This is a genomic window from Methylophaga sp. (genome assembly GCF_030651745.1).
Map to the genome: position 1 here is coordinate 1 of NZ_JAUSCC010000001.1, position 6,527 is coordinate 6,527.

Consider the following 6,527-nt stretch of genomic DNA (forward strand, 5'->3'; position numbering starts at 1 on the left):
TTATTTCAAGAGCATTTGCTATATAGTAGCGATTAACATGGCAATGCGCATAAAACAGTTTCCCGATAACAACAGAGCATAGTTAATCATCAATTTTAATGACCGCTGATGGCAATCGCGAATGGCAGCTGTTGGCCGTTACCGGATGACCAGAAACCTCAAGTTTTTACTTTACCAGTGGCTGCTTTGGGGGTATTTTAATTTGAGGGTAATGGTGTTATGAGCTGCTATTATTTTAGGAATTTGGTTGCCATAGTGCTAGTTTGCAATTTATCCAACCGAGGCAACGAGCAATATCCAAACACATAACCGCCCGAATCTTTAGAACAGGAGGGGCTTATGGAATCCTTTTTACTGATCATCGCTATCGCTTCATCCCTCTGCCTCCTTATTGCAGTCTATCGGCTGAACACCGTGCTGAGCAAAATTCAACACAATACCGGCACTTCATTCCTAATGGATAAAACGTTGGTTGGTTTGAACCTGACTGGCAAGTGGCTGACATTATTTGGCGCAGTGGCGACCTTCCCAATGTCGATAGGATTGATTTTTTTTGCAGATAGCAGCGTCAAATGGGTTGTTTATTTAGGCGTTGCCGGTTGCCTGGCGATAATGGCTGCCGCTATGCTGTTGATGCCAGCTTTACTGGGTTTCATTATAACCCGGCCTATTCAAGTCAAAATGATGGTTAACCGATTAATTCGCGTCATTTTGCACCAAGCGAAGCAATTGATTAGGAATAAACCCTTTTTCTGGTGGGTTGCAAGCCTACTACTGGCAGTACTTTCCTTCCCACAACTAGAAGAATGGATCAGTGGCGCTGTTTATGTAATTGAGATTTTCTTGGCTGGACGTTTGGGGTTACTTGATGAAATTGACCATGATTTTGAAGCGAAGTGGGGAGGTTCTGCTTACAACTATGCCACGTGTAAATGGGATGACGGTTATCAAGAAGGTGGTCTCTATTGACTGAATTGAGGCATAGCCACATTGATTTGAAATCTATGACATAAAAACAAATAATAACAGCATCATTACCGCAGTGGCTCGTATGATATTGGACTGCATGACCATGATAGAGATACTGTTTTCACCCCACAATTTGAATTGGCCCCAGACCACAAAAGCGGTCCATAAAAACAGTAGGGTTGCGATAATCGACTGTATCGCAGTTTTAAGAGTTTGATAGCTGACGCCGCCTGCACCGCTAGTAAATGCCGCCGAAGATGTTATCAACGGTTTTCCGGCAGCGGTACCTGAAGGTTGAACGCCAGCGCTCCCGTTACCCCCCGTACTGACGGAACCGGCACTGCCTCCGGCGGTGACATTGCCGGTAATTGCTGCCAGGTTATAACCATTAAACGCCGTGATGTACTGGGTAATGGCGGTGTTATTGGCATCACGGGGGACTTGAACACCGTTGGATGTTAAAAACGTTTTAAGCCCTCCGACCCCGACCAGATGAGCGCCGGCCAATAAACCCGATTCGGTCATGACGATTCCGGCTACCGTTTGGCCCAGATAACGGTCCAGCCCTAAATTTCGTATAAAACCCCACTGCTTGCTGTTGTAATCATTGATCGCTTGGGTTTGCCCTGCCGCGTTGGCTAAAAAATCGGCTTTGCTGTGAATCCCGTTCTTCCCGGTCCAGGTACCTGTCCAGTCATTGGTATTCGGCGTGTGATCTTTTTGGTAATAACCGGCATCGATCAAGGCGCTCTCCCCCATCTGATAACTGCCCAAAAAGCCGTAGCGATTGACACTACCGGGATTGTTGCTGGATTCTCTGGCACTGAGCGCCGCCAAGTAATCGCTGTATTCAGAAGCCGCCCACACCACACCTGAGATGAACAAGCCCATGATCAGTTGCCTGGCCTTTTTCATAACGCTTTACTCTGAGCCGGAGGTTAATGCTTGTAACTGCCCCGCCCCATAACGAAAGTAAAGCACTTTGGTCTGCGTTGGACAGCATAAAGGATCGTTTGGACCCTGAACTTTCGTTTCAACCGAAAGCGGTCCATTCGGTTGCGCGGACCCAAACCCGTCCACCATGCCGACAACCGGGATAGTGGCCAGAATCTGCCACTGATTCTGCTGTTTTGACACAATGCTTAACTGATTACGCCAATAGATCGGCCCGATGATCGTCCATAAGACTGCCTGTTCTAAACCGAGTTTACTGACGTCTAATTCTACTGGCATGCTCTGTTGAATCTGGGCTTCTTCTCGGGTATCCAGTTGTTGTTTCAATACATCTTCCAGCGCCGAATCACGGGGTTCTGCCCTGGCAATGGAAAGTCCTATAACCAATAAAATGAAGCTAAATGACAGTGTATTAAGATGCATAGTCGCTCTTTTGTTAATGCTTATTTGATGAGCTTGGTGGCCGCTTTTTCAGCTGCAGCTCCACCTGTCTTACCTGCGGCACCAGCATAGTCTCTCATTCTATTGACACTGCTAATGATTTCACTCCCTACCCGATGTCCCGCCCAACCCAACACTCCGGACCAAAACATCGGCAGGACGACAAACAAACCGGCAATCACAAAATCAACGACCATAGCCACCACCAGATTGTTTTGACTGACCGCATCCTGCAGTTGAAACCAGGCGGGCTGAATGGCATTCACTAAATGAGTGTCCAGCCAGTGGGCAACCGCCCATAAGACGGTCCAGAACTTGACCGAGAAGACGAGAATCGACATGAACACCACCTTGCTGAGATCGTACGCTGAAAACAGTAAATAGAACGGCATCAGCAGATAGATCAGCATCAGGATCACGGCCTGGACGATCGGTGCGGCCGCTTTTATCATGTACAGTGCCGGGTAAAAGGACAAGGCTTCCAACAGTCCGCCAAAGGTTGCGGCGATCGATTGGGCGCTGGTGGTCAGGCCCGGATCGTTATAGCTATTGAGATCGCGCAGGCCATTAAAGTAACCCGCCTCGCGCGCAATCAGCGTTTTCAGCGCGATCTCTTCAACATCCTGCTGGGGCTTGCCGGCTAAACTGGCCACTGTGGTTTTAAAGTCGGTCAAGTGTGAAGTTTCAATTTGGCCGACCAGGGCATCGCGCAGCCCGATTTTATTGATATGGCCCTGCCCGGTCCACCACTGGGCACAGGTTGGCTTGCCGTCTTTGGGCAGATAGACGGCCGGGTTGTATTCCAGATCCCGGTTTTTATCGTAACTAAAGCCGGTGATGTTGGTGCGGGCGCGCAAGCTCTGATAGGCCCCGTTCAGCAGGTAGGTTGAACCCAACCAATACAGATCCTCCTGAGCGGGGTTGTTGGGCAGGGTCTGGGGATTATCCAGAAGCACGGCCATCGCCGGGGTATAACAGTCGTTAAAAAACAACCGGGCTTGCTGCCTCAGCTGAGGATCCTGAATGCGGGCGTTGCTGATTTTAAACGACGTGAGCCGGATATCGGCACTGCAGGGGATGCCGACAATCGCTGCCGCATTGATGCCGCCGCTTAAGGCCAACACGCCGTACCACCACAGGGGGATTTTGGCACTGACGCCGCCTAACGCCGCATGGCTAAACGTGCTGTCATACGTGGTGCCGGTGTTTCCGCCGCTGACCGTTTGGCCACTCGCACAGGCTTTGGTGTAACTGAGTCCGGTATGCTGAAGGGTCAACGTCGGTTGCACCGCCAGCACGATGACGGTAAACATCGCGAACAGTTCGATTTCAATCCGGCGTAGCGAAGTGCTGGACGCATCTTTGGCTTCCTGGCTTTTGATGGGCTCGGCGATATTGCGCAGCAGCAGAGCGATAAACGGCAGATACGCCAGACCGGTCTGAACCAGGATATCCCAGAACAGGCCGTACAGCGACCAGCCAAACTGGCTGAGGTAGATTTCCAGATAGGAGGAGACACTCATGCTAAACCTGCCTTCAGTTCTATCAGTATTTCGGCACAATCCGCTAAGCGCGCTTGGCAAAAGACCAGCTCCATCACAAGCAGCCACCCGGCCATTCGCCATCGATAAACATGAAGCCTGATGGCTTGTCCGGCAGTCAGCTTGGCCCATTCGGCATAGCGCGAGACCAGGTCAGGCCAGCCAGCGATCAGCAGAATCAATAACGTCAGCCGCCAAAGCAGTAACCAATCTCTGGCGTTATGGATGAGTTGATTCAGCCCCCGCAGCGAATAATAAGCAGTGGCCAGCCCTAAAATCAACACGGTAATAAGCAGCGTGACGCACAAAAACACGTGAACGAATAGGCGATCTCTGCGATTTTGGTCGCCAGATTCAGTTCGATACCTCATGGCTTGATACCTCCCCCATCAATAATGGCGGCATCAGAGCCGGCGGCGGGTTGCACGGTCCGTCCCCGTTGCTTGTGTTGTTGTTGCAATTGCAAGATCAGCGCGGCTGTTTTGGAGGCCAATTCGTTATGGATTTGCCGTTCGAACAGCACATTACTGATCTCCCGGTCCAATTGACTAATGGCTTCTTGTAGCACCCCCGTGGCCTGGGTGGCACTGAGATTGGGTTCGCGGCTGGCGGTCAATAACAGACGCCGGATCAGCATAGCTTTTTCCACCGTGCGGGTCATCGCCGCTTCCGAAGCCAGTTTACTGATCGCCACCGCTTGCTCGGAGGGTTTCAGGGTCTTCAGCGCGGTAATGACATCGCGGTTGATCAACACCGCGTCGCTGGAGACTTTTTCAAGATTGGCCAGGGTGGCGGGGGTGGTTCCGGCCACCAGACGGGTCAAGTCCTGATGAATGACCGCCATGTCATTTTCGACAGTGGGCAATAAGCCGTGCCCGGGGATGGTTTCCACCGGATGATTGTCGTGGGTACGAATATGCACATCGCCCAAGACCTCGACGGCCCATGCCGAGGCCTTGCCAGGCTCTGGAAACACCTGAACCAGGCGGGGCGCGCTGCCTTTGCCGGTGCTGGGCTTTGCGGTGTCATCGGCCTTGCGGTTCAACGTCAGGTTATATCCGGCCAGCACACCGTCCTGGGTCACCTGGATCGGGGCTTGCTTGACGCCCCCGGCTTTCTTACCGCCAATCCAGGGAATGCCGTTTTCACCGTTGGCCTGTTGGACGTTTTCCTTGGCCTGAACCACATCGACTTTAGCACTGCCGAAGCCGCTTTTCCCCATCTGGACCTTCCAGTCGATGATTTTCGACAAATCCGTCCAGCCGGCATAGGGATTTTGGCCTTGGCGGATGGCTTGTTCATAGTCTTCACAAGTTCTATTGGCCAGCGCGACCGATGCTTCTGCCCGGATCACGGCATTTTGAAACAAATCGTAAAGCCCCGGGTCGATACGCTGTAAGATTAAGGCCGGAAGGCCCCCGATGGCACCGGATACGGCCTGGGTTGCGCCGTTGAGCAAGCCATTACCGGCGCCTTTCAGGTTATTGAGAAGATTGGTCAAGCCCAGGGTCGGATCGAAATTACCGCAGCTGTAACCGAGCCCGTATTCCAAGGCGCCGTTGACGGTATGGGTATTGACCTGGGTGTTGGCCGGCACCGATATCGACCGGGCACCGCCGATTTCATAATAAAACTCACTGTTGTCGCTGTTCGCCAAAGGCGCGGCCAAAACTTGAGCATTCAGGTTAATGAGTAACACTAAGCCGGTGGCTGCTCTGAAACGCGGGAATGTGGTTTGTGCATTGCCGTTCAATTTTTCACCTCCGGACTGGGATAGGCCATAAAATCGATGACGATCAACGCGCCCTTCCTGATTTGGCAACAGGTATACGGCCGCCATAAGGCATGGCGGTAGTTGCCGTCCTCCGCGACCCGTCCCCCGCCCCAGCCGGTTGGATCGTCCCGGTCATTGCGGCCGAACAACAGGCACTGCTCCAGCTTGGGGGACGTGGGCTGCCACCAGCCTTGCTTGTTGGTGTTTTCAAGCAGACTGCCGGGTGACCACGTTATTTTTTTATTGTTGATAAACCGCCTCTTGCCCAAAATGCTGCGGTACTGATGCGGCTCGCCTTGGCGGGTAATGATGTCGCCGACCCGCTGCGCGATCACGGCCGCCGCTTTCGGCGCTTCTGCCTGCAGGGTCCAGCCGGTTCGGGGATACACCGCCCCCCAACTGTTGAGCGGCCAGCGGCCAATGTCCCGCTGCCCCGGCACCCAGGCCGCCGGATTCAAGGCATCGAGACCGCCCCACCGCCAGGCCGGTTGGTCGGCTGTTGAGACAAAATACGGCGACCCGGCGCGGGTGTTGGACGGGCAATAGATGCGCCCGGTCAGCGGATGACCGACCGCCACGGCATCTTGTTGAATCAGCGTGGTGTGATTGCGGTGCGGGGTCGCTTGGCGCTGAGGGTCTTCAACCCGGGCTGTGCCTTGGGGATGGGTTATCTGCACCAGCACATCCGGATTGAAATGACCGATTTTCCTAAAAAGAGCAGTTAAAACTTGCTAAACTATCTCAAGTAATTGATATCAATTGAGAATGAGGCGCTTATGCAAGAGATCATGACTCACCCATTGGGTGATGGCCAATCAAAAGCATTGATACCCTTAGCCGAACCAGTA

General features: G+C 52.7%; 7 protein-coding genes. 1 reads left to right on the forward strand and 6 read right to left on the reverse strand.

Annotation, left to right across the window (positions count from 1 at the left end):
- The first annotated feature begins 339 nt into the window (after window positions 1–339).
- On the forward strand, window positions 340–969 hold the full coding sequence (locus Q7V21_RS00005) for a hypothetical protein (protein ID WP_304915336.1): 630 nt from the start codon (window positions 340–342) through the stop codon (window positions 967–969).
- A 33-nt stretch (window positions 970–1,002) separates the two neighbouring features.
- On the opposite strand, the gene Q7V21_RS00010 is transcribed toward Q7V21_RS00005, so the two are convergent.
- From Q7V21_RS00010 to Q7V21_RS00035, 6 genes are read right to left on the reverse strand one after another with little or no spacing between them, the layout of a single operon-like run.
- Window positions 1,003–1,860, reverse strand: coding sequence for a TIGR03758 family integrating conjugative element protein (locus tag Q7V21_RS00010; protein WP_304915337.1), 858 nt, complete (start codon window positions 1,858–1,860; stop codon window positions 1,003–1,005).
- A gap of 30 nt (window positions 1,861–1,890) precedes the next feature.
- Window positions 1,891–2,346: a hypothetical protein gene (locus Q7V21_RS00015; RefSeq protein WP_304915338.1), complete on the reverse strand. Its 456-nt coding sequence runs from the start codon at window positions 2,344–2,346 to the stop codon at window positions 1,891–1,893.
- Window positions 2,347–2,366: 20 nt separating this feature from the next.
- Window positions 2,367–3,887: a conjugal transfer protein TraG N-terminal domain-containing protein gene (locus tag Q7V21_RS00020; RefSeq protein ID WP_304915339.1), complete on the reverse strand. Its 1,521-nt coding sequence runs from the start codon at window positions 3,885–3,887 to the stop codon at window positions 2,367–2,369.
- Entirely contained in the window at window positions 3,884–4,276 is a 393-nt protein-coding gene (locus tag Q7V21_RS00025) for a hypothetical protein (RefSeq protein WP_304915340.1), read from the reverse strand. The genes Q7V21_RS00020 and Q7V21_RS00025 overlap by 4 nt, the downstream gene beginning before the upstream one ends.
- On the reverse strand, window positions 4,273–5,658 hold the full coding sequence (locus Q7V21_RS00030; RefSeq protein ID WP_304915341.1) for an integrating conjugative element protein: 1,386 nt from the start codon (window positions 5,656–5,658) through the stop codon (window positions 4,273–4,275). Before Q7V21_RS00030 ends, Q7V21_RS00025 begins: the two co-directional genes overlap by 4 nt.
- A complete protein-coding gene (locus tag Q7V21_RS00035; protein ID WP_304915342.1) occupies window positions 5,655–6,356 on the reverse strand; it encodes a TraU family protein in 702 nt (233 codons plus the stop codon). The genes Q7V21_RS00030 and Q7V21_RS00035 overlap by 4 nt, the downstream gene beginning before the upstream one ends.
- Window positions 6,357–6,527 lie beyond the last annotated feature (171 nt).